This window comes from Desulfovibrio sp., from assembly GCF_035644575.1.
GTDB lineage: Bacteria > Desulfobacterota > Desulfovibrionia > Desulfovibrionales > Desulfovibrionaceae > Desulfovibrio.
The window spans coordinates 1-18,657 of sequence record NZ_DASQOG010000250.1 but is presented as its reverse complement, the minus strand read 5'-3'; the positions used below and the strand labels follow the sequence as shown (position 1 = coordinate 18,657).

The 18,657-nt window shown below is 54.2% G+C and carries 29 protein-coding genes and 1 tRNA gene; 11 read left to right on the top strand and 19 right to left on the bottom strand.

Translation table 11 applies throughout. From position 1 onward, the window contains the following. Positions 1-59: 59 nt before the first annotated feature. The 6 genes from VEZ52_RS14150 to VEZ52_RS14125 all read left to right on the top strand — a co-directional run bounded on the left by VEZ52_RS14150 (position 60) and on the right by VEZ52_RS14125 (position 3,800). Positions 60-455, top strand: a complete 396-nt coding sequence (locus VEZ52_RS14150; protein ID WP_240825028.1) for a flagellar basal body rod C-terminal domain-containing protein — start codon at positions 60-62, stop codon at positions 453-455. Positions 456-543: 88 nt separating this feature from the next. Beyond that, entirely contained in the window at positions 544-1,713 is a 1,170-nt protein-coding gene (locus tag VEZ52_RS14145; protein ID WP_324837384.1) for a C40 family peptidase, read from the top strand. A gap of 19 nt (positions 1,714-1,732) precedes the next feature. Then, on the top strand, positions 1,733-2,245 hold the full coding sequence (locus VEZ52_RS14140) for a rhodanese family protein (RefSeq protein WP_324837383.1): 513 nt from the start codon (positions 1,733-1,735) through the stop codon (positions 2,243-2,245). 4 nt (positions 2,246-2,249) lie between these two features. Further along, on the top strand, positions 2,250-3,239 hold the full coding sequence (gene gluQRS / locus VEZ52_RS14135; protein WP_324837382.1) for a tRNA glutamyl-Q(34) synthetase GluQRS: 990 nt from the start codon (positions 2,250-2,252) through the stop codon (positions 3,237-3,239). Positions 3,240-3,286: 47 nt separating this feature from the next. After that, positions 3,287-3,667 (top strand): hypothetical protein, encoded by a 381-nt coding sequence (locus tag VEZ52_RS14130; RefSeq protein WP_324837381.1) that lies wholly within the window; start codon positions 3,287-3,289, stop codon positions 3,665-3,667. A 57-nt stretch (positions 3,668-3,724) separates the two neighbouring features. Further along, a tRNA-Thr gene (locus VEZ52_RS14125) sits at positions 3,725-3,800 on the top strand. Between the two features lie 165 nt (positions 3,801-3,965). Here VEZ52_RS14125 and VEZ52_RS14120 read toward each other — a convergent pair. Together VEZ52_RS14120 and VEZ52_RS14115 are read right to left on the bottom strand one after the other, a co-directional pair. Continuing rightward, positions 3,966-4,256, bottom strand: coding sequence for a DUF3892 domain-containing protein (locus VEZ52_RS14120; protein ID WP_324837380.1), 291 nt, complete (start codon positions 4,254-4,256; stop codon positions 3,966-3,968). 119 nt (positions 4,257-4,375) lie between these two features. Beyond that, on the bottom strand, positions 4,376-4,624 hold the full coding sequence (locus VEZ52_RS14115) for a hypothetical protein (RefSeq protein WP_324837379.1): 249 nt from the start codon (positions 4,622-4,624) through the stop codon (positions 4,376-4,378). A gap of 87 nt (positions 4,625-4,711) precedes the next feature. Between VEZ52_RS14115 and VEZ52_RS14110 the strand changes: the two genes are divergently transcribed. From VEZ52_RS14110 to VEZ52_RS14095, 4 genes are read left to right on the top strand one after another with little or no spacing between them, the layout of a single operon-like run. After that, positions 4,712-4,999 carry a hypothetical protein gene (locus VEZ52_RS14110; protein ID WP_324837378.1) on the top strand — a complete coding sequence of 96 codons (288 nt, stop codon included), beginning with the start codon at positions 4,712-4,714 and terminating at the stop codon, positions 4,997-4,999. Between the two features lie 4 nt (positions 5,000-5,003). Next, positions 5,004-5,360 (top strand): DUF488 domain-containing protein, encoded by a 357-nt coding sequence (locus VEZ52_RS14105; protein ID WP_324837377.1) that lies wholly within the window; start codon positions 5,004-5,006, stop codon positions 5,358-5,360. After that, positions 5,354-6,100 (top strand): endonuclease, encoded by a 747-nt coding sequence (locus VEZ52_RS14100; RefSeq protein WP_324837376.1) that lies wholly within the window; start codon positions 5,354-5,356, stop codon positions 6,098-6,100. The genes VEZ52_RS14105 and VEZ52_RS14100 overlap by 7 nt, the downstream gene beginning before the upstream one ends. A gap of 23 nt (positions 6,101-6,123) precedes the next feature. Beyond that, entirely contained in the window at positions 6,124-6,747 is a 624-nt protein-coding gene (locus tag VEZ52_RS14095) for a hypothetical protein (protein WP_215647322.1), read from the top strand. Between the two features lie 54 nt (positions 6,748-6,801). Here the strand turns inward: VEZ52_RS14095 and VEZ52_RS14090 are convergent, their stop codons facing one another. The 7 genes from VEZ52_RS14090 to VEZ52_RS14060 form a co-directional block, all read right to left on the bottom strand. Beyond that, a complete protein-coding gene (locus VEZ52_RS14090; protein ID WP_324837375.1) occupies positions 6,802-7,251 on the bottom strand; it encodes a hypothetical protein in 450 nt (149 codons plus the stop codon). 10 nt (positions 7,252-7,261) lie between these two features. Then, the gene (locus tag VEZ52_RS14085; RefSeq protein WP_252209437.1) at positions 7,262-7,477 is read right to left on the bottom strand and encodes a helix-turn-helix transcriptional regulator; all 216 of its coding nucleotides are present in this window, start codon (positions 7,475-7,477) and stop codon (positions 7,262-7,264) included. A 149-nt stretch (positions 7,478-7,626) separates the two neighbouring features. Then, on the bottom strand, positions 7,627-7,851 hold the full coding sequence (locus tag VEZ52_RS14080) for a hypothetical protein (RefSeq protein WP_324837374.1): 225 nt from the start codon (positions 7,849-7,851) through the stop codon (positions 7,627-7,629). Further along, complete coding sequence (locus VEZ52_RS14075) at positions 7,844-8,107, bottom strand: hypothetical protein (protein WP_324837373.1); 264 nt, start codon at positions 8,105-8,107, stop codon at positions 7,844-7,846. The genes VEZ52_RS14080 and VEZ52_RS14075 overlap by 8 nt, the downstream gene beginning before the upstream one ends. Continuing rightward, positions 8,100-8,369 (bottom strand): hypothetical protein, encoded by a 270-nt coding sequence (locus tag VEZ52_RS14070; protein WP_324837372.1) that lies wholly within the window; start codon positions 8,367-8,369, stop codon positions 8,100-8,102. Before VEZ52_RS14070 ends, VEZ52_RS14075 begins: the two co-directional genes overlap by 8 nt. After that, positions 8,362-8,823: a hypothetical protein gene (locus tag VEZ52_RS14065; RefSeq protein ID WP_324837371.1), complete on the bottom strand. Its 462-nt coding sequence runs from the start codon at positions 8,821-8,823 to the stop codon at positions 8,362-8,364. The genes VEZ52_RS14070 and VEZ52_RS14065 overlap by 8 nt, the downstream gene beginning before the upstream one ends. 72 nt (positions 8,824-8,895) lie before the next feature. Continuing rightward, positions 8,896-9,099: a helix-turn-helix domain-containing protein gene (locus VEZ52_RS14060; RefSeq protein ID WP_136399478.1), complete on the bottom strand. Its 204-nt coding sequence runs from the start codon at positions 9,097-9,099 to the stop codon at positions 8,896-8,898. 584 nt (positions 9,100-9,683) lie between these two features. Between VEZ52_RS14060 and VEZ52_RS14055 the strand changes: the two genes are divergently transcribed. Beyond that, the gene (locus VEZ52_RS14055; protein ID WP_324837370.1) at positions 9,684-10,283 is read left to right on the top strand and encodes a DUF6338 family protein; all 600 of its coding nucleotides are present in this window, start codon (positions 9,684-9,686) and stop codon (positions 10,281-10,283) included. A gap of 427 nt (positions 10,284-10,710) precedes the next feature. Here the strand turns inward: VEZ52_RS14055 and VEZ52_RS14050 are convergent, their stop codons facing one another. The 10 genes from VEZ52_RS14050 to VEZ52_RS14005 all read right to left on the bottom strand — a co-directional run. After that, positions 10,711-12,852: a hypothetical protein gene (locus VEZ52_RS14050; RefSeq protein ID WP_324837369.1), complete on the bottom strand. Its 2,142-nt coding sequence runs from the start codon at positions 12,850-12,852 to the stop codon at positions 10,711-10,713. Between the two features lie 2 nt (positions 12,853-12,854). Next, positions 12,855-14,459, bottom strand: coding sequence for a hypothetical protein (locus VEZ52_RS14045; RefSeq protein ID WP_324837368.1), 1,605 nt, complete (start codon positions 14,457-14,459; stop codon positions 12,855-12,857). Between the two features lie 63 nt (positions 14,460-14,522). Continuing rightward, complete coding sequence (locus VEZ52_RS14040; RefSeq protein ID WP_324837367.1) at positions 14,523-14,720, bottom strand: hypothetical protein; 198 nt, start codon at positions 14,718-14,720, stop codon at positions 14,523-14,525. A gap of 22 nt (positions 14,721-14,742) precedes the next feature. Next, positions 14,743-14,946: a hypothetical protein gene (locus VEZ52_RS14035; protein ID WP_324837366.1), complete on the bottom strand. Its 204-nt coding sequence runs from the start codon at positions 14,944-14,946 to the stop codon at positions 14,743-14,745. 13 nt (positions 14,947-14,959) lie between these two features. Further along, entirely contained in the window at positions 14,960-15,247 is a 288-nt protein-coding gene (locus tag VEZ52_RS14030; protein ID WP_324837365.1) for a hypothetical protein, read from the bottom strand. After that, a complete protein-coding gene (locus VEZ52_RS14025; RefSeq protein ID WP_324837364.1) occupies positions 15,244-15,738 on the bottom strand; it encodes a DUF5681 domain-containing protein in 495 nt (164 codons plus the stop codon). The genes VEZ52_RS14030 and VEZ52_RS14025 overlap by 4 nt, the downstream gene beginning before the upstream one ends. Before the next feature lie 5 nt (positions 15,739-15,743). Next, positions 15,744-17,114 (bottom strand): replicative DNA helicase, encoded by a 1,371-nt coding sequence (locus VEZ52_RS14020; protein ID WP_324837363.1) that lies wholly within the window; start codon positions 17,112-17,114, stop codon positions 15,744-15,746. Then, complete coding sequence (locus VEZ52_RS14015) at positions 17,111-17,956, bottom strand: hypothetical protein (protein ID WP_324837362.1); 846 nt, start codon at positions 17,954-17,956, stop codon at positions 17,111-17,113. Before VEZ52_RS14015 ends, VEZ52_RS14020 begins: the two co-directional genes overlap by 4 nt. After that, a complete protein-coding gene (locus tag VEZ52_RS14010) occupies positions 17,956-18,129 on the bottom strand; it encodes a hypothetical protein (RefSeq protein ID WP_324837361.1) in 174 nt (57 codons plus the stop codon). Before VEZ52_RS14010 ends, VEZ52_RS14015 begins: the two co-directional genes overlap by 1 nt. Beyond that, the coding region (locus VEZ52_RS14005; protein ID WP_324837359.1) for a phage antirepressor KilAC domain-containing protein at positions 18,129-18,657 on the bottom strand (529 nt) is incomplete at its 5' end. The genes VEZ52_RS14005 and VEZ52_RS14010, both read right to left, overlap by 1 nt.

Here is an 18,657-nt window from a genome sequence, read left to right as displayed (position 1 = left end):
AAAAAAAAGTTTTTGTATTCGGGTAATACTTGTGCTAGTTAAGCCGTAAGGTGTGAATGATGAGTAGCAGTAGCCTACAGATCGGCGCATCAGCCTTGAATGCCTTTTCGTGGGGCACGGCTGTTACAGCGCATAATGTAGCCAACGTCAGTACGGCTGGTTTTGAGCCGCGCCGTGCCGTCTACTCCAGCAATGCCAACGATCAGGGCGTCAGCTTTGAAGCCGCGCTGAAAGACGCGGGATCAAAAGTCGGCCCCAGCTCGGACTGGAATGCCGCCAACGCAGTTCTTGATGTCACTTCCGGTATTCCCCTGGAAGCATCCGCCCCCAGCGGTACGGATCTTGCGCGGGAATTCACTCAGATGATCTCCACTCAGCACGCCTATGAGGCAAACGCGCAGGTAGTGCGCACCAGTGATACCATGCTGGGTACGCTTTTAGACATCAAGGCTTGACCAACTACAGACAAACGGGGTTATTCCCGTTTTTTTTGCGTGACCCCGCCGTTGCCTTGTGCTGCGGCGCAACCCACACGGAGTGCCGATGGGTAGATGCCTTAAACTGTGTGCGCTGACTCTGGCTTGCGCCATGACATTTGGCTGCGCAGTAAAAAACAACCAGCGTGGTGACTACAGCACACAAGCGGAACAGCGTTTTCGCCGTTCTTATGAAGCTGCTTTTGACAACAACGAGCAGCAGGGCAGCCAGCAGCTTTTGCGCAAGGCACGGTCTGCCATCGGCACCCCATATGTTCCCGGCGGCATGTCGCCGGGAGGATTTGACTGCTCGGGATTTGTCTGCTGGGCTTACAAAAGCGTTGGCGTGAGCCTGCCGCGCACCGCCCGTGAGCAGTCCGTTGTGGGCAAGCGCATCAATAATGTGGAAGAGATGCAGGTTGGCGATATTGTCGCCTTCCGCCACCCCCGCCGGGGCTATCACACCGGCATTTATGTGGGCGACGGCAAATTCATCCACAGCCCCCACCGCCGCACCACCGTGCGTATCAATTCTCTGGACGACCCCTATTTCAAAGGCACATTCCTCGGCGCCCGGCGCGTCAAGATGGACGGCACCGAAAATCTTGTGGCCGAAGCCCAGACCCGCCTGAACGACTACGTGGAAGAAAAAGCCGTGCGCGATATTTATCGCAGCCACAAGCCCTCCTCCCGCGCCAGCGTTGCCAGCAACGACGACCACAGAAAGAGCAGCAAGGATCGCGGCAAGGAAAAAGACAAAGACCGCTCCAAGGACAAAAATCCTTCCAAATCGCGCGACCAGTTCGTGGAAGTGGCCAGTCTGGATAAAAAGCACTCCACCCGCAAGATTGAGGTGGAAAAGGCCGACAAGTCGTCCTCCAGGTCTTCAAGCAAGGCGTCCGTCAAGGAAGACAAGTCGGACAAAAAGAGCAGCGCATCTTCGTCCAAATCCGGCTCTTCCAGGGCTGAAGCTGAAAAGTCCGATCGCAAGAGCGAGGCCCGTAAATCTGACGCCCCCAAGGCTGAAGCGCGCAAGACGGAAAGCCACAAGTCCGAAGCCGCCAAGAGCGACAGCAAGTCTGGCTCTTCCAAGTCCAGCGCCTCCAAGGGCGAATCGACCAAGCACGAGTCTGCCAAGTCTGAATCCGGCAAGAAGGACAAAAGCGACGGCAAGGCGGCTTCTTCCAAGTCTGATGATGGCAAAAGCAAAAAAACTCCCGCCAAAAACCGGGATTAGAATTCATAGGACATAGTCGATGCTTCCTAATATTTCTCCTGCAGAAGCACTGAAAATGCTGCAGGATAACAAGGCTCGCCTTGTGGACGTGCGTGAAGCGGACGAACTCGCGGTCTTGCGTGTTCCCGGTGCCGAAGCGGCCCCCCTTTCGGTCATTTCGTGGATGGATCTGCGCCCCGCCACCGCTGAACTCCCCATCATATTTACCTGCAATTCCGGCAACCGCACCACCAAGAACAGCGACCTGCTGCAAAAGCTTGCGGCTGGCCCCGCATGGCAGATGGAAGGCGGCGTCAGCGCCTGGGCCAAACAGGGGCTGCCAGTAGAAACCTCCAAACAGACGCTGCCCATTTTTCGCCAGATTCAGATTGGCGCTGGCGGTCTGGTGCTGGCTGGTGTGCTCGGCTCCCTTGCGTGGCCCTCAATGCTGTGGCTTTCGGCCTTTGTGGGCGCGGGGCTTGTATTTGCGGGCGTGACAGGCTTTTGCGGTCTGGGCATACTGCTTTCGGCCATGCCCTGGAACAAAAAATAGTTTTATGCACGCCGCGCCTGTTATTCGCGGCAGGCTGGCCCCCAGCCCTACCGGCTATATCCACCTTGGCAATGCCTGGGCCTTTTTGCTCGCATGGCTTGCCGCCCGGGCCAGCTCTGGCGAGGTGGTTCTGCGCATTGAAGATATTGATCCGCAGCGCTCCCGCCCCGAATACACCGCAGCCCTCATTGAAGACCTGACCTGGCTTGGCCTGGATTGGGATTATGGCCCGGACAAGCCGGAACCGGCTGGCGGGCGCATAGGGCCGTTTGAGCAAAGCCGCAGGGCGCAGCATTATGCGGCGTCCATTGCGCAGCTTGAGAGCGCAGGCCAGACCTATCCCTGTTTTTGCACACGCAAGGAATTGCGCAGCATGGCAGGTGCGCCGCATGTTGATGATGCTGGAGCGCCCTACCCTGGCACCTGCCGCAGCCTGAATCAGACGCAGCGACAGGCCTTGCTGGAGTCAGGCCGCCGCCCCTGCCTGCGCTTGCGCTGCCCGGACGGGCCTGTGGATTTCACCGATACTGTGTTTGGGCCGCAATCATTCACGCTTGCCGACTGCGGGGGCGACTTTGCCCTGCGCCGTTCTGACGGCGTTGTGGCCTACCAGCTCGCCGTGGCTGTGGACGATGCGCTCATGGGCATAAATCAGGTGGTGCGAGGGCGCGACATCCTCATTTCAACGCCGAGGCAGATTGCTCTTCTCAAGCTCCTGGGCTATGGTGCTCCCGCTTATGCGCATGTGCCGCTGCTTCTGGATAACGAAGGCGAGCGCCTTGCCAAAAGGCACCAGAGCCTCGCGCTGCGCAACCTGCGGCAAATGGGCGCAGACCCGCGCAGGGTAACCGGATTGCTCGGCGCGCTTGCCGGGTGCAACCCCGGCGGCAATGCCGCCAGCCCTGCAGAACTGATACCGTATTTTTCGCTCTCGCGCCTTGATGGCGATGATATCCGCCTTGGGCGCGAGATGCTCCGCGCGCTTGTGGCCTGACGGCCATTTGAATACAAACACCGCTCATGTAATGACAGAGGATGTTTATGACCATGCAGAACCTGGATCAGACCTTTTTGGACACGATTTTTCCCGCTGGCCGTGCAGATGAATTTTTTGACGCGCTCTTTGGCGGCGCTGAAGAAGGCGCTTACGACATTGGCCTTGTTTGCCGCAGCGTTGAGCCGCAAAAGGCCAAGCTGGCTTTTGAACTGCGCCAGCGCCCCGGCAAGTGCCTTGCCTGCAACCTGACCTATGGGCTGCCCCAGGTTTTTCAGCGGCACCCCATCCTGAATGTGGCTGGCGTTGCGCGCGATGTTGCCTCCCACCTCGGCTGGCCTGCGGAATCCACCAAGTGGAAGCTGGGCCATACGGAAGAAGTGAACCGCGAGCTGCACGTCATCCCCCTCGTGGTGGAATGCGCGTAAGCCGATCAGACCTATCCGCTTGACAAAGGCCCTGTTTTTTGGCACTTCATGTCGGTTGCCAGCTTAGCTCAGTTGGTAGAGCAGCTGATTCGTAATCAGCAGGTCAAGAGTTCAAGTCTCTTAGCTGGCTCCACAGAAATCAAGCCCTCACGGTGAATAACCGCAAGGGCTTTTTTTGTTGGGGTAACACCGGGGTAACACCACAAATAATACTAGGGGCAATTGAATGAAAAAAGCCGCCCTCGCGGACGGCCCTTCTCATTTAATCTTAACTTTACCCTTTTGATGGCAGATATCCTCAAAATTCTGGCAAGTTCTCTAAGTTGTCACGCTCAATGCTGTTCTTGTCTGTTGTTAGATATTTACCGTCAATGATGTGCACGGCTGCCCCCTCCATCCACGATCCATCTTTCTTTTCAACCCTTGTTATAAAAGTTGCTTTACCAAGACGAATAAGGTCAGCAATAAAAGCTCTAGAAACAACCCTAGCGGCCCCAGGATTACCTTTTCGATCTTCACGCACCTTAACATAACTGAGGTGTGTCCCTTCATCGTTGTAACGGACGGCGGTGATACAGAAATCTGCCATAGTTTTCTCCTTTATTTTAATTCGTAAGGCATGGGTAGACTGTGTCAAAAACAGTTTAATACTCGGATTAGTCGCAGCCACGATGGTAGTCTCTCACCCATTTTTAAGCGTCCCAAAGGCTACTTCTTTGACTTGTACGGGTCTTTTGTCCCTGCCTTTCCTGTGTAGGGATTGGTGTTCCCTTTGGTCGAGTAGTTGTCCATCTTGGTATTGTTGGGGGCTGTGCGCTGGTGCGGGGCCACATAGGTGCCGTTCTTTTTCGTGTAACCCTTTACGCTCGTTGTGCCCTTGGCGCTGGCGTCAACAGCAATCAGACATGGGGCAAATATCAAAGAAAACGCAATCAAAACCCAAAATATCCTTTTCATGTTCCCTCCCTATAGCTTAATGATTGTTGAACATGCTCTTCGTTAGCAATGTTTTCAACCTAGTATTGGAATAGAAAAGGACATGTTATGGACCTGAAAAAAATTTCACTCTTCCTTAGTTTGTTCTTTCTTCTCTCCGTCCCGGCCTTTGCCGAAAAAACCGCCGCCATCCAGCCCATTATCGCCGACCAGTGCACCACCGCTGCCCAGACAGACGACTTGCCCGGCATCCTTGAGGCTGCCCGTGGCTGCTGCTCACATCACGGTGGCATGTCCGGCCAGTGTAGTAATGGTCGTGTCGTCTGCCGGGACGGCTCTATCAGCCCAACGTGTAAATGCCGCGCAGACTCAGAAATACCCGCAGATAAGGGCTAACCCAATGAGTATCCTCCTGCGCCGCGTATATGACCATGGTGCCGAGCCGAAAGGAATAAAGGTATTCGTGGATAGGCTGTGGCCCAGAGGGATTTCAAAGGCTGCGGCTCCGTGGTCTGTCTGGTTGAAAGATATCGCACCTTCTGACAACCTGCGAAAATGGTTCGCACACGATGAGGCCAAATGGGCAGAGTTCAAGCAACGCTATTTCACAGAGCTTGATAGCGCCCCTAGTGCCGTCGAGCAGATGCTAATACTGCTCAAACAGAATGAATCTGTGACTCTTCTTTACTCGGCTAAAAACATTGAATTTAATAATGCCGTCGCACTGAAAGAATATCTTGAGGGGAAGGAATGCTAAAACGCTATTTTATTCTTTGTGCAGCCTTGCTGCTTCTGTTCCCTGTTCTCTCTCTTGCCGCAGGCAATACGACAAACGACAGTTTCTCGCACGCCAAGAAGATGCTCGGACAGGTTTACGCCGACCACCGCATTACATTCTATTGTGGCGCGACATACGACGCCCAGGGCAATGTGACGCTGCCCGCTGGCTTCACCACACCCAAGCATGAAAAACGCGCTGACAAGATCGAATGGGAGCACGCCTTACCCGCTGAAAACTTCGGTCAGACCTTTGCAGAATGGCGCGAAGGTTCGCCCGAGTGCGTCGATAACCGGGGCAAAGAGTTTCGTGGCCGCAAGTGCGCCGAAAAATCCAACGCCGAGTACAGAATGATGCAGGCTGATATGTATAACCTTTTCCCTGCTATTGGCGCGGTCAACGCCATGCGCTCCAATTACAACTATGCCATGCTTGCCGGGGAACCTGCCACCTTCGGCACCTGCGAAATGAAGATCAGCGGCAACAAGGCCGAGCCCCCGGCGCGCGCCCGTGGGCAGATAGCCCGCACATATTTCTACATGCAGGACTCATATTCGCGCTATCACATGAGCCGTCAGCAAGAGCAGCTTATGCAGGCATGGGACAAGCAATTTCCCGTGGACAAGTGGGAGTGCACCAGGGCGAAGCGCATTGAAGCCCTTCAGGGCAACGAGAACAAATTCGTCAAAGAGCCGTGCCAAGCGGCCGGACTGTGGTAGAATGAACTGTTAATGAGGTCGTTATGAGCAATGAAAATGGGTTTGATTATAAAAAGGCATGGGCGGATATTCATAAGGAAAGAGCATTGGCCTTGGTCGAGTCCGCAAGGCAAGCAAACATTGAACACTTCAAGGCCATTATTGAATATTCAAAAATGGCAATTAATGGTGCTTTTTTATTAAACGGAATGGCTGGCATTGCGATTGTTTACAACATGGATAAACTTGGTAAATCTGGGTCTACAACATTATTATACTGCGCATTAGGCGCTGTCTTTGCGATATTATGCTCAGGGATATCTTATATTGCACAACGTGCATACTCTCAAACAGAATCTAATAATTCAGCAAGCCACATATCGTATTATTTTAGTGCAGTACTAGATATTATGGCGAAAGAAGCAACTGATCAACGTCCTCCAGAGCAAAGCAAGCCTATCTACGGGCATATTTTGAGCGTATTTGCCTGCCTCGTCTGGGGGGCCTCAGTCGTCTTCTTTTCGATGGCTGTTTACTTTGCTTTTCCCAAGTTCCAGGAGTTGCCACAACAAGAGGCAAACCATGATCTCAATATAATTATTTCGAATGATGCGGGAACAACCGACTTTGAATGTCGGCAAAAAATACGATCTTCAAGTGACAAATAATGCGCATTTCTCACCGATACTTCATTGCAAGACTCCTATTGCGAATTATCACCCTCAGAACGCTCTTCTAACCTCGCCTACAAGCTTAAATAGAATAGGAAATAGTGATGAAAGTGAAATACAAAGCATACTGAACATTGCCGATAGAGCCGCATTTTTATTTAATCTGTTGGTGTAGCTTATATATCCAGTTGTAGTCTCGGGATAGGTGGAAATTATTTTTATCCATCGATAGCTGGGCCTAAACTTCCATAAATCACTAACATACGAATATAATTCTGAAAAAAATGTACCCCCATTTTCATATTGTAAACTGCGATTTCCATCTATCACTTCTGAAACACACTCTGTAGGTTTCATTAAAGGTCGCACAGCTAAGGCTGATACTCCCCAAAAATACGCAGAATAAACACCAAAAAGCATACTCAACAACTGGAACCATACTACTGCATATTCGGTGCAATAATACAGAAAAACATAGATTAAATCGATGGCAGGTTTCATCTCAACCTCCTCAAAATTGGATCATGTTATTCAACAAAGTAGCTTGCCGGGGAGTCCACTGCTCGCTCGTGACGTATTCAGTTATTTCTGAGCTGCGCCAAAATGTACAGCGCCCCCGCTTGATTGGCTGAGGTGCGCTTCCCTCTTTCACCCAGCGCCGCCATGTGGAGCTAGCCACGTTGACGATTGGCAACACGTCTTTAAGCCTCAATAGCTTTTCTTCCATATGCATTATCCTCACAGTCCTTCTGGGTTATTCAAGTAGGTCACAGTTACGTAGTATGGGGCGGCTGGGGCAGGATTAGGCCCCTCAGATGCCGAAAAGCCCGAGCCTTCAAGTGGCCAGGGCTTTTCTTTGGTGCGCCAGATGTGTGTCTATTTCTGCGTGGGGATGCCCGTTTCTGAAATGTCGTTCAGGTAGTCCAGTAGGGCGACGGCAGCGTTGTGAATCAAGTTGAAGCTCCCCGTGGCTGCCTTACCTTCAACCGTATCCGAATCGGCCACTAAAAACGCTCCTGCGCCGAGGGCCATATTCTTGATGCTTTGGGCCAATGTGATAGCCCCGACATGGTCAAGAGCTGCATAGCCGCTGTTACTCATGACTTGCCCCCTTGCCGGGCTTCTGTGCCGCCCGTTCAAGCTCATTCTGGCACTGCTCCACATAATTGCCCAAGGTGTGCGCGGCGTGGGCAATGAGGTTCAGCCCGGCGTACAACGCATGTTCGGCGGTTTTGTCGTTAACCATCTCCCCTTGGTCAAGAAACTCTTCCCGCAAGCTGAGCGCCATGAGTTCAATGGACTCCGACAGCATGATTGCATTGCCGTGGTCTTTGATGGTCAGGGGCGCGCTATTCATGCTCGGCCTCCTTGCGCTCGACAGGCTCAAGGCCAACGGCATCAATGGCGATCTGCGAACAGTGCCGGAGAATGCGGCCAAGGCCCCTGCGCGCGCTGTCGTCAAACTCAATCCCAACATCACTGTCATTACCGTACTGCAAAAGAGTGGCAAGACATGCAAGGACTTCGTGGGCTTCCCACAAGAGGCCGGAGGAAGTCGGCTTCACCTCGTCAAACTGGTAGCCTGTGAGGGCATTGGGCTGCGTATTCAGCTTACTCATGACCTTCACCCTCCAGCAGCACACCCACCGTTTTAGGGTCGCCGTCAGCAGCGAGAACGAGCATGCGGGCAATATCCAACAGGTACATATCAACGGCTTGCAGGCTGCATGCCGCTGCGTCCGTCATGGTTTGGAAGCTGCGTTTCTGGTTGAGGAAAACAACGCTCCAGGCGCGCTCATTCCGTGCGGCGGGCATCTTACTGTACAGGCGGCTCAACTGAACACTCGCCTCGCGCATGATGCCGTTGGTTTCTGCAATGGACTTTTGGAGGGATTCGCGCAGCCTGTCCAGGGGCAGAATGTGGATCATATCGACGCTGGAAACCGTTTCCGGCTTGGGGGCTGGCAGGGGCAGCAGTTTGCCGTTGAGTTCGCCCAGCAGGGCAAGAAGCTGTTCGTGGGTTGTTTCACTGGTGGGATTGCCATTGCTGGCGGTGGTGGATACAGTTTCCATAGCTGTGAACCTCCAGACGGTTCATGGTTAGGCCCGGTTGGGAATCACTACTTCCCTGCCGGGCTGTTTTGTTTATTCCTTGTTTGCCGCTTTGCCTGAAAGAAATTCATCCAGAGCTTTGCGGGTAACGCGCCACTGTCGGCCTACCTGAACCGCGTTAACCTTCCCGCTTTGCAAGAGGGTAAGGGCTGAATTACGCCCAACGCGAAGGTATTCCATGACTTCCTCAAGGTTCATGGGCCTATTGGCCTTTTCCTCTTCTGTCAGTGGGGTCATTTGTTCACCTCCGTTTTTTCTTCTTGCCATTTTCGTTTAATTTATGCAAGTATAAATTTAATATCTCGAATTTAAGTTTATCAAAGTTTACATATCACCTCTTATGAGACATGGCCAAAAAACAAATATTCAAGGATTTATGCTGTTTCACAAAATGGCCCTGCGCACATAAAATTACTGTGCTACGAAGTATGTGCAGCGTGCTACAATGTTTTTCCGTGAAACAATTTAGCAACAGAATCGGTATGAAGAGGACAAGGCCATAACAGGATAATAGCCAGCGGCGAAAAAGTTTGCTAATTCTAATAACACTGCTGCAGAATTGTTTAAAACACAAAAGGGTAGTAATATGGTAGTGTTGATTGAAGACTCTCAAATTTTGGAAAAGATCGAGGAAAGCCGTGATGGAGGCCTGTCCTGCCCCGAATGTGACTCCACACTATCTGTATATTTCAATTCCCCTTTTGCGGGGCCAGAACTCGTTCTTAAGTGCAACAACTGTGGATATTCACATACACATCTTGCGGAAAATATTTGGCCGACCGAAGAAGAACTTAATTCATAGAAATTAATAGCGATCAATCATGAACATAAATATTGAAACATATAATCTATTTGTACTTCTCGGGCCTGGCTTTATTGCATGGGCAATTTTTAGAACTTTTGTCAGAAATGATAGCAACATAAACCTTAAAATAATTTTTGAGGTAATTGCTTTTTCATCAGTAATCAATTTTTTCGTTGGAATTTTAAAAACTGAATCCGTATGGATAACCATTGCAGTTCAATTATTCCTTGTCATTTCAATACCAATACTTGTTTCAATTTTTATACTGAAAAGATATCACTTTAAATGGCTTAAAAACTTAAAAATATTCAAAACATTTAGAAAAGATGCATGGCTTGATGTATTCAGTGAAGAAGTCAGATATGTCAGAGTTATTCTTAACGATGGAAGAATAATTACAGGATTCCCAAACTATTTCACCGAAAGCAATGATGGAGATAAATATATATACATATACCATCATGAATGGATGAAGGGAGATAAAGTAATTGAAAGTGGAATGCATGGAATTCTTTTAAAAGAAGATAAAATTGATTTCATAGAATTTTATATGAAAAATTGCGAAAAATATTCTGATCGAGATCCGCAAAAGCAGGAGGAAAAAAATGGCAGATGAAAAAAAATTCCCTGTTGACCAACCATGCAGAGACACTAACGAAAAGGCCCGTCAAGTTCCGTTATCGGAACAGCATCGCCAAAAGGATGGTTGGAATGATCCAACCGGGTGGGATCGACCAAATCCGACCCCCGTGCCTCCAACAAAGGATGATTAAATCAGGAGATAGCTAACTGACGTGATGGACACTTCTCCCCAACACACAAGGTACTTGCTTGAGTTCTCGTGGGACACTAGAGTTCATTAGTACGGTCTTCGACAGCAGAAAGTCGCCGCTGCTGCGAACTGGGCACTCCGGCTGAAAGAGCGCCGTGCAACCCAGATATGGAGGAAGGGCGCTCTCCCGAAGGCCACCCAACTCATCTTGCAAGAAAGCTACGGCCCCCTTGGATTGCTCCTTGGGGGCTGTATTTGCTTGCCGGGCCTGCTACTGGACGGGCTGGGCATCGAAGGATGTTTTCACCCCGTACCGCCTCAGCATGTCCGAATAGCTTTCATTGTTCTGCGCGGCGGTGGGCGATTGCTGGCGAAGTGCATATTCAGGGTCGAGCACACTTTCCAGAGGCGTTGCCGCTGCACCACCGGGGGCAACCTGCCCAAGCCCAGCACCCACAATGGGGGCAATCTCGGTTGTGAGGGCCCTTGAAACTGCGCCCTGTGGCCCTGAGAGCGCGTTTATTATGCGGGGGGAGGTCGTGGCCCGTGCAAGGCCCCACGGCACGCCTACGGCAGCGGCGGCGGCTGGATACTGGTGCGTATATGCACCGCCCCCTGCAAGCACAGCCTGCAACCCCCTAACCAGCCCCATAGTGTGCCCTGCCTGCGCCGTGCGGCTTGTGTTGGCTGATCTCTCGATATTGGCAAGCCCCTGCGCCATAAGCCGGGGGTCGTTTACATCCGTCCCGAATAATGCGGCCTGGGCTTCTGGCGAATATGCCCCTTTCCCATTGCCAAGCCTGCTGGACACCTCAAGGGCCGAAGCCTGACCCTCTGGCAGCCCGGCAGCAGCCGAAGGCCTCCCAAGCTGGCGAATGATACCTCCGCGAAGGGCGGCAAAGTCGGCAGGCAGCATTACTTGCTCAAGCATCTGCGCCGTGTCTGGGGTCAAGTCGGCACGCAACAGGGCTTCTCCAAGCCGCTGCGGGTCTTCTTTCCCTAGCAGTTTATCAAGGCGGTCACGCATTCCCTTTTGCGCGGTGTACCACTGATTATGCGCGTCCAGCTTCGCCAGGTCTTCGGGGTCAGTGATTGCGGCCCTGTAATCGGCCTTCAAGGCTCCTCGCAGGTATTTCAACTGGCCCGCGTCCATGTCGGCGGTGTTGAACGTGCCGGGGTTGCCGATCATATTTTTAAGCCGCGTTCTGGCATTCTGGACGCCCCGCAGGGTAAGCAGCCCATAGTTGTTGTCGGTCATTTCGTTTTGCAGCAGGCCCACAAGTCGCTGGCGCATGGCGTTGCTGGTGTTGGTGGGCTGGCCGTTGTACATAAGCTGCGATTCCAGATCATCCAGGGCTTGCATGGTGTTGGTCAGCCGGGCCTTTTGCCCGCCCCACTTACTGGAAAGGTCGCTGAATACTTCGTCAGCCCTTTTCTTGAATGCCTCCCGTGAACGTGCAGCGGCTTTCTGTGCCAGGTCGCCAAGCTCATACGGGGTTGCGGCGGCGGTGTCTCCAGCCACGCGCGCGGCAATGGTATCAAGGGCATCTTGCAAGCTGGCTGCCCCGGCCTGCCGTGCGCCTTCCATGCGCCCCGTTGCCCCAAGCATACCGCCCAAGGCGTTTTCAAAGATCGCACCACCTTTGCCACCTGTTGCAGCAGCAATGGAGGGGATTTGCTGCCCCATGTTGCGCCATGCCTGCACAATTTCCTGTTTCATGGGGTTCAGGGCTGCGCCAGCGGCACGACCAAGCCCGCCAAGGGCCATACCACCAACAGTACCAAGGCCCGTTTCCATTCCAAACTCTTGCGCTGCGTCTAGGGGGCTTTGCATGGGGCTAGGCTGCGCCCCGCGCTTCTCTGCCGCCATCCGGGCAAGTTTAGCTGCGCCTGCGTCCATAAGCTGCCCCATTCCTGCACCAGCAGCAGAGGCCGCAAGGGAGCCTGTAGCAAGACTGCCCACGCCGCCCCCGGCAATGCCGCCCGCAATAGCCGCAGGGATACCGGCAGCAGCAGAGGCGATTTCACGACCTGCCCCGAACAAATCCCCAAAGTCCATTCCTTCGGGGTTTACAAGCGTGCGCTGGCCCGTTTGGGGGTGAATGAAGCTTATCCCGCCGTCTGACTCCTGCCGCACGCCATCCCCGAAAAAGTCCCGCGCCCGTTGCAGCTTCATGGAGTCGTCAGCCGCGCTACCAATGGCGAACCGGGCCGCATAGGGTGCGCCGGTGGACTTGTCCAATTCCTGCCCGGCAGAGGTAAAATCCGTGGAGCTGTACGGGTAAACCTGATCGCCCACAATGACCCGCATTTCACCTGTGGAGCCATTGCGCTGCACGCGGACAGGCACAAAGTTACCGTCTCCAAGGTCGGCGCGATATTCGCCGGTATTGCTGTTTTTCTGCACTCGCATGGTTAAATATCCTCCCATCCGTCAGAAGCCGCCGGGGCTGCGTTGGCTGCGGGGGCAGTTGTGGGGGAATAGCTGCCGCCCCGCCCCTTGTTCCGCTGGATCTCCTGGGCGATTTGCTGAATTTCGCTGTAAATTTTCTTATGTGCCAGAATGCTTGCCCGAAGCTGGTCTGGTGTCTGGCTGGTTTCAAGGCTGCCAAACACGCCGCTCATCATCATGGCTTCAAGCTGCGTAATTCGCATACCAAGTGCGCCGTTGGTGTTCTGCTTTTTAAGCTGGTCTATCATTTCCATCATGGAAACGGTTTTCATGGGCTTCATGGCTTCTTCCAGGTTGTCCATGCCCTGAGCAAGCCCCAAGCTGCGGCCCCATGTGCCATCTTTGAGCCATTCCCGTGCAAGGCTGCCAGTTGCCATGCGTCCGTAATTGTCGAGAAGTTTCAAGCTTTGGTCAGCAGAGCGTATGGCAGAGTTTGCCAGCATCAGGGAGTTGTTCTGTTTTTCCATGTTCGCTTGATCTGTCTGGGCCTGCTTCTGCTGCGATTCCCACGCCTTTACATCAAGCTTATACTTGTTGTCGGCGGCTGCGTCCCGCTCCTTGAGGGTTTCAAACACAGCCTTGCCCCCTGGATACATGGCGAGCTGCGGCGGGAAGTTTGCCACGGTAAAGCCGTTAATATTGGCAGGTTCCGGCCTTTTCGGCTGCTCAAGCATGGCAGAAGCCGAGGGGCCAGCGTTTGCGCCCATGCCGCTATCTGCCGGGGCAGCGGCGGGGGAATCAAGCTGCACGCCCAAGGCCGGGGCGAGTCCGGCAAGCATGCGCTGTGCTTCCGTTCTCTGTTCAAGGGGAATGCCGAGGCTTTGTTTCATGCCGTTCACCACAAGGGACATGGTAGCGTCCTTGTCGGCTGCGCTGCCAGGTGTCGGGGTATGGCTGGATATGAGGGGCCACAAGCCGGAACGCTGCGCAAGGTCAACCATTGTGGGTTGCGGCTTGGTCGTCTGGAATCCGGCCTGTCCAAAAAGCTCCGCATTGGCTGGCTGATTGGTGTCAAACGCCGGGGCGTTGTCATGGACACCAACCGCGCCGGGCAGGATCATAGTTGCATCAGACTGCCCGCCCATTGCGCCGGGGGTATAGCTGGGCGAAAGCACATCATCACGCATGGAGTTTACAATCTGGTCAAGGCCGGGGTTCCCCGCCCCCATGCCGCCGCTGCCCGCTCCTGTTCCATTGGGTGCGCCGCCGGGGTTCTTGAACAGGTCGTTAATCCGCTCACGGGCTGCCCTTTCTTCGGAAAGTTTGCCCATGGCAATTCCAAGCTGCTGGCGGTGCAGCGACATCGTATCGTTGTGCATCTGCAAGCGTTGAGCGAGTTCTTCTTTGCTTCTGGCATCAACGGCGGCAAGTTGCTTATCCTGCCGTGCGTTAGCGTCGGCAAGGCGCTGGTTCTGCATATTCATTTCAGCCATGCGCCAAGCGTTGTTGTTCTGCATCTGGCCCATTGCCAGCATGCTTTTGAGAAAGTTATCTGCCGTCTGCTGCACGGAGTTACCGAGGGTGTCCCAGCCGTTGGGCTGGCGCTGTATCTGTACCACTGTGGCCATAATTTGATCTTCCTTTCCCCAAGGGGGAGGGATATTACCCGCCCCCTCGGTGGTGTTGGCGTGCTAGTTGGCGGTGCCCTGGATTTCGTAGCCCTTCACGATCTGCACAAGGCGCTGGACAACCAGAATGTCCTCAAGGTCGGTATCAAGCTGCGCCTGCTGTTCCCTGATACGGGCCAGCCGTCCGAAAATATCCAGTTCCATCTTGTTGCGGGTTTCGGGGTTCAGGGCCAAGCTAACAATCTGTTCTGCGCTCATCATGGGGAGTTCTCCTGTTTGGGGGTTAGTGTATGGTGTTGGCGGCATCACGGGCCGCGTAATCGGCATCAAGTGAATCAAGAAGGGCAAGAATGGTGAGCAACCCTTGGCGGCGCTCTTGCAGGCCGGAGAGTTTCAAGGCGTTGCCCACAAGCTCGGCCTGAACCTTGACGCGGAGTTCGGCCCGTCCCTCTTTTGTTTCCAAAGGGTCTTTGGTCTTATTATTCATCACAACACCCTGTTTATTTGGAATAATTTATAATTTTCAGGTCAGCTTCAGACAAAGGGCCAAGGCAAACGGCTTGCATGATTCGCATCGCGTCCTTGTGCTGGTGGCCGCCGTTTTCCAAAAACCATGTGATTGCAGCGTTAAACTGAGCGGCATGCTCTGAATCCGTGGCCCGCGCCATTTCATCGAACATCTTGCTCAACTTGGCTGTTCTCTCTTCCAGGCTCAGCATGCGAATACGCATCGTTTCCCCGGCCTGTCTGCGCTTCAACAGCGCGGCGAGTCTGGTTCGCAAGCTCATTTGTTACCCCTTGCCGTGGCGGCGTCTGCGTTCATCTGTGCTTCAAGTTTCGCCAAGCGGTCTTCCAACTCTGCAAGTTCAATGGCCTTGCCGTGGCTACCCACAAGAGAGGCCAGGGCGTTTGCTTCGCCGGGGGTTAGGTCGCCACGGGAAACGGCATCAAGCACGGCGGCGGTCAACTTGGGCAGTGATTGGGCATCGGTAACAGTGGGCAGGTGGATCTGTGGAAGCGCCTTTTCCTTGCAGGGAGGAACGAGTCTTTCCAGCACCAGCCGAATTGCCGCCAGATCGCCCCCTAAGGCCGCGTTGATAAGGGTTTGGGTTATCTTCCCCAATTGCCCTTCCATGAGTGCCAGAGCGGCCTCTGTGGCCTTATTTCGGCTACCTGCTTTGCGCCCGGTTGGGTTCTGTGCAAAGCCCTTGGCAAAACGCCCCTTTGGGGTGCGGCCCTGCTCCTGTAGGTTTTCTGTAGGTTGGGTGGTTTTCTTCATCGTGGTTACAGCCCGTTGTCTTTGCCTCGCTGCGGCTTCGTCGGTTCCAGCGGCGCGGGTATTTCGTAAAAGTTTGAGAACAGCTTCTCGAAACGCATCCAGCAGGAGCCAGCGCCCGAGCTGCGGCCCTTGGCTACCTTCACCTTCACATCTGGGCTTGGGCTTTCAAGGCTCTGCCTGGGGGTGTGCAGAAAGATCACTATGTCGGCGTCCTGCTCGATGGCTCCCGATTCGCGGAGGTCAGAAAGACGCGGCTCCCGGTTCTCTTCCTCGGCCTTGCGGCTCATCTGGCTCAGCAGCAGCACAGGACAGTTGCAATCCAACGCCAGTTGTTTGAAAGCCCGGCTCATTTCCGCCACTTCGCGCTCACGGCTATTGCTGCGGTTGTCAGGCTCCATAAGCTGCAAGTAGTCGATCACGATCAGTCCAAGCTGGCCGCGCGCCTTGGCAAGCCTGCGCACTTCACGCGGGGTCATTGGAGCAATGGAGCGTTCAATGATCTCGATAGGGGCAGAGTCCAGCAGGGATTGAGCCTTGCGAATCTTCGGCATGAGGTCTGGAGCAATCTGGATGCCCTCGCGGAAGATGCGAGAGTCGATCTTTGCTTCACGGGACATGATGCGGGCGGCAACGGTTTCGTCCTTAACTTCACGGCTCACGAACATGACGGGATGCCCGGCGCGCGCCGTTTCAATGCCAAAGCAACCAGCCAAGGCAGTCTTCCCAACGCCAGGGCGTGCCGCCAATATGGCAAGCTCTCCAGGGGCAATGCCGCCTTTGAGCACGCGGTTCAGGTTGCTCCACGGGGTAGGCATAGGCTTTGCCGCTTCGCCGCTCTCCAGCTTCACGACCACGCGGCGCATGATGGCGCTCAAGCTGTAATCAGCCCTGTCTGTGCAGCCGTCTTCAAGTTGCTCGGCCAGTTTGGCGGCCCCTGCGGCTACTTCTGCCGCATCATTGCCGTAACGCTGGCAGTCGGACAGCAACCCCATGAGCTTGCTCTCTGCCTGCTGCTTCAAGCCTTCACGACGAACAACCTCGGCAAGGTGCAGGATTGAGTCTTCACGGCTTCCCATGATGGCAATGGTGCAGTAGTCGGCCACGTCAGCGGCGCACATCGGCGGGTAATCGCTGCTGTGCTTGAAGATCCACTCCCACACGCAAACGGGGTCAGGGCGTTTGTGGTCGGCGGCTATGGCGCTGATCGCGTCATAGACGGCCTTGGCCTTGTAGTCGTGTGAAAGCAGGCTTGCAGGGCAGACGGCCAGCACGGCATCAGGTTCGATTACTCGCTGGACAATGCCGCAAAATGCGGCGTTGACGAAGTCGCGCTCTGCCTCCCGGCGCTGCTCGATCACGTTGATGATCTGGCTCATTGTGCGGACTCCTTATTCTCGTACCTTTGCTCAATGATTTTTGCGAAATTTTCGGCGCGCGCTATCCAGTCAAGAGAAGCGAGGAACGGCTTGCGCCCTGGAACGTAGACTTTGCCAAGTAGGAAGTCGCAGCGCGCGATGTATGAAAATAGGCGCCGCCAGTAATCCAGCCCTTCAGACTGCGTGGCATAAAAGCCATCCTTCCAACGCTCACGCCACCGGGCGGCAAGGTGCTGCTGACGAACCCCCGTCCAGACTTTCACGCGGGGAAGTTCCGGCAAAAGTTCGTGATACAGGGCAAGAATCTGCTGGTGAGGACAGGGAGGGACGGTTGGCTTCTGTGCTGGCTGGTGGTCTTCCACCTGCCCTAAGTCTTCGGTCTGCTGGTCAGTGGTCGGAGCGGTCGCGCCGACAACTTCTCGAAGAGAAGTAATATTATTCTTAAATTCTTGTTTGTGGTTAACTGCTGGTTGGGTGCTGGTTACTGGTTGGTTCGTTTGCTGGTTAGCTGCGGCTTGCTCGTCTTGGTAATTATGCCAATTTACAAGTGAAACTACGGTGAATTTGTTGGTTGATCTGCTGGTGGCAATTTTCATTTTTTTGAGCAAATTTAGCGCGGTGCGAATTTGCTGTTCACCGAGCCCCAAGTCTGCGGCAGCTTTTGAACGACCGAACACGACTTCACCGGGAACCAGTTCACAGACCACACCGCCAACGATAGTACGGTAGGGCTTATGCGTGGCACGAAGCAGGAGGTAGCCAAAAAGCTGCCAGGCCGGGCCGTTCTGCAACAGGCCACTATCCAGCGTTTTACGCCAGAGCTTAATGTACCCCCGGTTCATCACGCCACCTGCCCAGCTTTAATCTCGGCAAGCTGCTTTGCCGCAGAGTCGTAGCGGCGGCGGCATTCGCTCAACTGGTTGGCCGCTTCGTCCATGCCCTTGAGCATCAGGCGCATTTCAGCGCGCAGCAGAAGCTCACGTTCCTCAAGGGTGAGGGGTGTCGGGGTGGCCATCACGCAGCCCTACTTTGTGCGGCGAACAGGTTGACGAAGTAGATCTGGCCGCGCCCTGTGATCTTTGTGGTGCGGGTTATGTGACATTCGCCACTGGAGCCGATGCGAGTGCCTTCCTTCACCTCCATCCACTCGGCATCAATGCTGCGCTGCGTGGGCATGTTGCGCTGACTGCCGGACTTGTGCAGGTAGCCCCGATTGCGCAACCATTCAAAGAAGCGGTTCTGCCCAATGTCGTGGCCGGTGGCCTGCTTAATAAGCTTGGCCATTTCACCCACGAGAATGGATGTGCGTGCCACCTCGATGGATTCCGCAAACACGACTTTGGGCCGGTCAGCCTCGGCGCGGGTCTCCAAGGCTTGCCGCTGGGCGCGCTCCTCCTTGAGGGCTGTCAGAATCTTGATCGTGGTGTCGGGGTCGCCAAGCATGGCCTCAATGGCCTGAGGCGTTGCGTAGATGCCATGGCGACGGATGGAAGGCAGGACTTCACCGGCAAGCCATTTTTGGAAGGGCAACGCCCCCGGCTTG

Bases quoted from the DNA above. Each gene is read 5' to 3' on its own strand.
- VEZ52_RS14130 (WP_324837381.1), top strand. From the start codon at position 3,287: ATGACCATGCAGAACCTGGATCAGACCTTTTTGGACACGATTTTTCCC.
- VEZ52_RS14035 (WP_324837366.1), bottom strand. From the start codon at position 14,946: ATGAATAATAAGACCAAAGACCCTTTGGAAACAAAAGAGGGACGGGCC.
- VEZ52_RS14090 (WP_324837375.1), bottom strand. From the start codon at position 7,251: ATGAAACCTGCCATCGATTTAATCTATGTTTTTCTGTATTATTGCACC.
- VEZ52_RS14085 (WP_252209437.1), bottom strand. From the start codon at position 7,477: ATGGAAGAAAAGCTATTGAGGCTTAAAGACGTGTTGCCAATCGTCAAC.
- VEZ52_RS14060 (WP_136399478.1), bottom strand. From the start codon at position 9,099: ATGACCCCACTGACAGAAGAGGAAAAGGCCAATAGGCCCATGAACCTT.
- VEZ52_RS14150 (WP_240825028.1), top strand. From the start codon at position 60: ATGAGTAGCAGTAGCCTACAGATCGGCGCATCAGCCTTGAATGCCTTT.
- VEZ52_RS14020 (WP_324837363.1), bottom strand. From the start codon at position 17,114: ATGAGCCAGATCATCAACGTGATCGAGCAGCGCCGGGAGGCAGAGCGC.
- VEZ52_RS14070 (WP_324837372.1), bottom strand. From the start codon at position 8,369: ATGAGTAAGCTGAATACGCAGCCCAATGCCCTCACAGGCTACCAGTTT.
- VEZ52_RS14100 (WP_324837376.1), top strand. From the start codon at position 5,354: ATGCTAAAACGCTATTTTATTCTTTGTGCAGCCTTGCTGCTTCTGTTC.
- VEZ52_RS14015 (WP_324837362.1), bottom strand. From the start codon at position 17,956: ATGAACCGGGGGTACATTAAGCTCTGGCGTAAAACGCTGGATAGTGGC.
- VEZ52_RS14095 (WP_215647322.1), top strand. From the start codon at position 6,124: ATGAGCAATGAAAATGGGTTTGATTATAAAAAGGCATGGGCGGATATT.
- VEZ52_RS14045 (WP_324837368.1), bottom strand. From the start codon at position 14,459: ATGGCCACAGTGGTACAGATACAGCGCCAGCCCAACGGCTGGGACACC.
- VEZ52_RS14075 (WP_324837373.1), bottom strand. From the start codon at position 8,107: ATGAATAGCGCGCCCCTGACCATCAAAGACCACGGCAATGCAATCATG.
- VEZ52_RS14065 (WP_324837371.1), bottom strand. From the start codon at position 8,823: ATGGAAACTGTATCCACCACCGCCAGCAATGGCAATCCCACCAGTGAA.
- VEZ52_RS14080 (WP_324837374.1), bottom strand. From the start codon at position 7,851: ATGAGTAACAGCGGCTATGCAGCTCTTGACCATGTCGGGGCTATCACA.
- VEZ52_RS14110 (WP_324837378.1), top strand. From the start codon at position 4,712: ATGGACCTGAAAAAAATTTCACTCTTCCTTAGTTTGTTCTTTCTTCTC.
- VEZ52_RS14025 (WP_324837364.1), bottom strand. From the start codon at position 15,738: ATGAAGAAAACCACCCAACCTACAGAAAACCTACAGGAGCAGGGCCGC.
- VEZ52_RS14105 (WP_324837377.1), top strand. From the start codon at position 5,004: ATGAGTATCCTCCTGCGCCGCGTATATGACCATGGTGCCGAGCCGAAA.
- gluQRS (WP_324837382.1), top strand. From the start codon at position 2,250: ATGCACGCCGCGCCTGTTATTCGCGGCAGGCTGGCCCCCAGCCCTACC.
- VEZ52_RS14040 (WP_324837367.1), bottom strand. From the start codon at position 14,720: ATGATGAGCGCAGAACAGATTGTTAGCTTGGCCCTGAACCCCGAAACC.
- VEZ52_RS14050 (WP_324837369.1), bottom strand. From the start codon at position 12,852: ATGCGAGTGCAGAAAAACAGCAATACCGGCGAATATCGCGCCGACCTT.
- VEZ52_RS14145 (WP_324837384.1), top strand. From the start codon at position 544: ATGGGTAGATGCCTTAAACTGTGTGCGCTGACTCTGGCTTGCGCCATG.
- VEZ52_RS14140 (WP_324837383.1), top strand. From the start codon at position 1,733: ATGCTTCCTAATATTTCTCCTGCAGAAGCACTGAAAATGCTGCAGGAT.
- VEZ52_RS14120 (WP_324837380.1), bottom strand. From the start codon at position 4,256: ATGGCAGATTTCTGTATCACCGCCGTCCGTTACAACGATGAAGGGACA.
- VEZ52_RS14115 (WP_324837379.1), bottom strand. From the start codon at position 4,624: ATGAAAAGGATATTTTGGGTTTTGATTGCGTTTTCTTTGATATTTGCC.
- VEZ52_RS14010 (WP_324837361.1), bottom strand. From the start codon at position 18,129: ATGGCCACCCCGACACCCCTCACCCTTGAGGAACGTGAGCTTCTGCTG.
- VEZ52_RS14055 (WP_324837370.1), top strand. From the start codon at position 9,684: ATGAACATAAATATTGAAACATATAATCTATTTGTACTTCTCGGGCCT.
- VEZ52_RS14030 (WP_324837365.1), bottom strand. From the start codon at position 15,247: ATGAGCTTGCGAACCAGACTCGCCGCGCTGTTGAAGCGCAGACAGGCC.